The organism is Nocardia sp. NPDC059764 (genome assembly GCF_042732555.1).
GTDB lineage: Bacteria > Actinomycetota > Actinomycetes > Mycobacteriales > Mycobacteriaceae > Nocardia.
The window spans coordinates 1-3,633 of sequence record NZ_JBHWHH010000314.1 but is presented as its reverse complement, the minus strand read 5'-3'; the positions used below and the strand labels follow the sequence as shown (position 1 = coordinate 3,633).

At 65.9% G+C, this 3,633-nt stretch carries 3 protein-coding genes; 1 reads left to right on the top strand and 2 read right to left on the bottom strand.

Annotation, left to right across the window (positions count from 1 at the left end):
• Positions 1-27: 27 nt before the first annotated feature.
• Together ACFV4K_RS35100 and aceA are read right to left on the bottom strand one after the other, a co-directional pair.
• Entirely contained in the window at positions 28-900 is an 873-nt protein-coding gene (locus ACFV4K_RS35100) for a 3-hydroxybutyryl-CoA dehydrogenase (RefSeq protein WP_379280604.1), read from the bottom strand.
• A gap of 405 nt (positions 901-1,305) precedes the next feature.
• A complete protein-coding gene (gene aceA, locus ACFV4K_RS35095) occupies positions 1,306-2,595 on the bottom strand; it encodes an isocitrate lyase (protein WP_379280603.1) in 1,290 nt (429 codons plus the stop codon).
• A gap of 517 nt (positions 2,596-3,112) precedes the next feature.
• On the opposite strand from aceA, the gene ACFV4K_RS35090 reads away from it, so the two are divergent.
• On the top strand, positions 3,113-3,592 hold the full coding sequence (locus ACFV4K_RS35090) for a DUF1772 domain-containing protein (RefSeq protein WP_379280602.1): 480 nt from the start codon (positions 3,113-3,115) through the stop codon (positions 3,590-3,592).
• The last annotated feature ends 41 nt before the right edge of the window (positions 3,593-3,633 follow it).

Here is a 3,633-nt window from a genome sequence, read left to right as displayed (position 1 = left end):
CTCACGAGCGCCGCGCGGATCAGGAACTCAAGCGCGGTTGTACTGGTAGAAGCCCGCTCCGGCCTTCTTACCGAGGAGACCGGCTTCGACCATGCGCATCAGCAGCGGCGGCGCGCTGTAGAGCGGCTCCTTGAACTCCGAGTACATGGAGTCGGCGATGGACTTCACGGTGTCGAGGCCGACCAGGTCGGTCAGCGCCAGCGGGCCCATCGGGTGGGCACAGCCCAGCACCATGGCCTTGTCGACGTCTTCCTTGGTGGCGAAACCGGATTCGACCATCCGGATGGCCGAGAGCAGGTAGGGCACCAGCAGCGCGTTGACCACGAAACCGGAGCGGTCGGCGGAACGCACGACCTGCTTGCCCAGCACGTCGGCGGCGAACTGCTCGGCGCGCTTGGTGACGGTATCGGTGGTCTTGAGGGTGGTGACCAGCTCGACGAGCGGCAGCACCGGCACCGGATTGAAGAAGTGCATGCCGACCACCCGCTCCGGGTTGTTGGTCGCCACGGCGATCTTCATGATCGGAATGGAGGAGGTGTTGGAGGCCAGCACCGCGTTGGGGTCGGTGACGACCTTGTCGAGTTCGCTGAAGATCGCGGTCTTCACGTCCTCGTTCTCCACGACGGCCTCGACCACCAGCTGGCGGTCGGCGAAGTCGCCGAGATCGCTGGTGAAGCGCAGCCGCCAGGCGGCCTGCTCGCGCTCGCGCTCAGTGATCTTGCCGCTGGACACCCCGCGGTCCAGCGACCGCAGGATGCGGGCGCGGCCGGCGGCGGCGAGTTCGCGGGTCTGCTCGAAGACGAGGACGTCGACGTGTGCCCGGGCGCAAACCTCTGCGATGCCCGCACCCATCTGTCCCGCGCCGATGATGCCGACGCGCTGAATCTTCTCTGTGCTCACGGTCCCGCTCCTGCTCTTTGGCCGTCGTGGCTGTGGATGAAGGCGTCGTATAACTGAACGACCCTGCGCCTTCTTAAGGTCTCGAAAAACAGTCTTACGAAAAACGTTATAAGGAAATGCCCTCCCCGCCGGGGCTGTCGACGGGAAGGGCGGATGAACTCCGCCAGGAGGGGGCTTGCCATCCCCTCCCGGCGGGGTTCCGGGTCCCCGAGGCGGCGGAGGTTGTGATGCGACTGCCGTCCCGAGGGTTGTCCTCGGTCAGTTGCCACAGGCGACAACTGATTTCGTGAGGTCCGGGTAACTCACCGGGTACGACCGGAATTGGTTCGGTACCCAACCGCGGGCCGGGTTGCCTCGGCCAACGGCTCTCTGCCGCCCGCTGAAGGCGCGGAGAGGCGGGTTAGCTCAGTGGAACTGGCCCTCTTCGGTCGAGCCCTTCAGCGCGGCGGTGCTGGTGTTGGGGTCGACGGTGGTGGCGATGGTGTCGAAGTAGCCGGCGCCGACCTCACGCTGGTGCTTGACGGCGGTGAAGCCACGCTCGGCGGCGGCCTTGAACTCGCGCTCCTGCAGGTCGACGAACGCGGTCATGCCCTCGCGGGCGTAGCCGTACGCCAGGTCGAACATGCCGTAGTTCAGCGAGTGGAAGCCGGCCAGGGTGATGAACTGGAACTTGAAGCCCATGGCGCCCAGCTCACGCTGGAACTTCGCGATGGTGGCGTCGTCCAGGTGCGCCTTCCAGTTGAAGGACGGCGAGCAGTTGTAGGCCAGCAGCTGGTCCGGGAACTCGCTGCGAACCGACTCGGCGAACTTGCGCGCGACCTCGAGGTCCGGCACGCCGGTCTCCATCCAGATGAGGTCGGCGTAGGGGGCGTAGGCCTTGGCACGCGCGATGCAGGGCTCGATGCCGTTCTTGGTGCCGAAGAAGCCCTCGGCGGTGCGGGTGCCGTCCAGGAACTCGCGGTCGCGCTCGTCCACATCGGAGGTGATGAGGGTGGCGGCCTCGGCGTCGGTGCGGGCGATGATCACCGACGGCACGTCGGCGACGTCGGCGGCCAGACGCGCGGAGGTCAGGGTGCGGATGTGCTGCTGGGTGGGGATCAGCACCTTGCCGCCCAGGTGGCCACACTTCTTCTCGGAGGCCAGCTGGTCCTCCCAGTGCACGCCGGCCGCGCCGGAGGCGATCATGGCCTTCTGCAGCTCGTAGGCGTTCAGCGCGCCACCGAAGCCGGCCTCGGCGTCGGCGACGATCGGGGCCAGCCAGTTGGCGACCGAGGTGTCACCCTCGACCTTGGCGATCTCGTCGGCGCGCAGCAGCGCGTTGTTGATGCGACGCACCACAGCCGGAACCGAGTTGGCCGGGTACAGCGACTGGTCCGGGTAGGTGTGGCCGGAGAGGTTGGCGTCACCGGCGACCTGCCAACCGGACAGGTAGATGGCCTTCAGGCCGGCGCGAACCTGCTGCACGGCCTGGTTGCCGGTGAGGGCGCCCAGCGAGTTGATGTAGTCCTCGTTGTTCACGAGGTCCCAGAGGATCTCGGCACCGCGGCGCGCGAGGGTGTGCTCCTCGACGACGGTGCCCTGCAGCTTCACGACCTGCTCGGCGGTGTAGTTGCGGGTGACGCCCTTCCAGCGGGGGTTGGTGTCCCAATCCTGCTGAAGTTCCGCAGCGGTCTTCGGGGTGCCGACCTTCGACATCTCTGACTCCACTTCTTCGTTCGGTCTCGGTAGCCCCGCGAGTCGAACTTCCGAGGCGGATGTTCGACCACTGCTGGAGCAGCAATTTGCAGACTTGCTAGGCCCGCGAGGTGTACTTCCACACGATGGCACAGGAAAAAATGTCCGTCTACCTGTTGCAAGTGTGAATCCCCGCTAGCTTTCACCGGCATTTTGCTAAGCCTGCAAAATTTGCCTGTTAATAGCAGCGGTGGAATCTACTCGCCAGTAGCGCTGACGTGCAGTTTTGCATAACGCCCGTACTGTTTGGGTGATGCGGGCCACCGGTGCATGACGCGCCGACGGCCGTCCAGATGTGAGCACCTTCACAGCACAGTGTGATCTTGGTTGTTGTGAGGCATGCCACCGGGGTCCGATTTTCAGACCGTTCGGTCGACTGGGGAACAAATTTCTAGCATCGCTAGACAATCTAGCTAGAGTGCTGTTATCGTTGCTTCAGTTCCTAGCACCGCTAGATTTCAGCCGAAAGAGGCCCCCGATGTTCATCCTGACCGGCCAGATCCTCGTCGCCCTCGCGATCCTCGCCAATGCCGTCGTCTACGGAACCGACTGGTCCGTCGCCCTCATTACCCGGTCCGTCTACCGCGACCACCTCGACGACGCGACCGTCACGATCAGCGCCGGCTGGGGCCACTACTACGGCGACAAGCGCATGCCGATCTTCGGCGCCGGCGGCGTCATCACCGCCGTCCTCGCCCTCGGCTGCGCGGTCGCCGCCGGACAGGCCGCCGCCGCGGTCGTCGCCGGACTCGCGCTCGCCGCCCTGCTCACCTGGCTGGCCTGCTACGTCCTCATCGCCAAGCCGATCAACACCGCGCAGACCGCGGCCGCGCGGACCGGCGTCATCCCCGCCGATGCCCGTGCGCTGCAGGACAAGTGGGACAGCATCCTCAACGCTCGGGTCGCCCTGCAGACCGTCGCCCTGTCCGGCCTGATCGCCGCCCTGGCCCTGTTCTGACCGCCACCCCATCCGGCACGCGCGAGGCCCCGCACCGAATC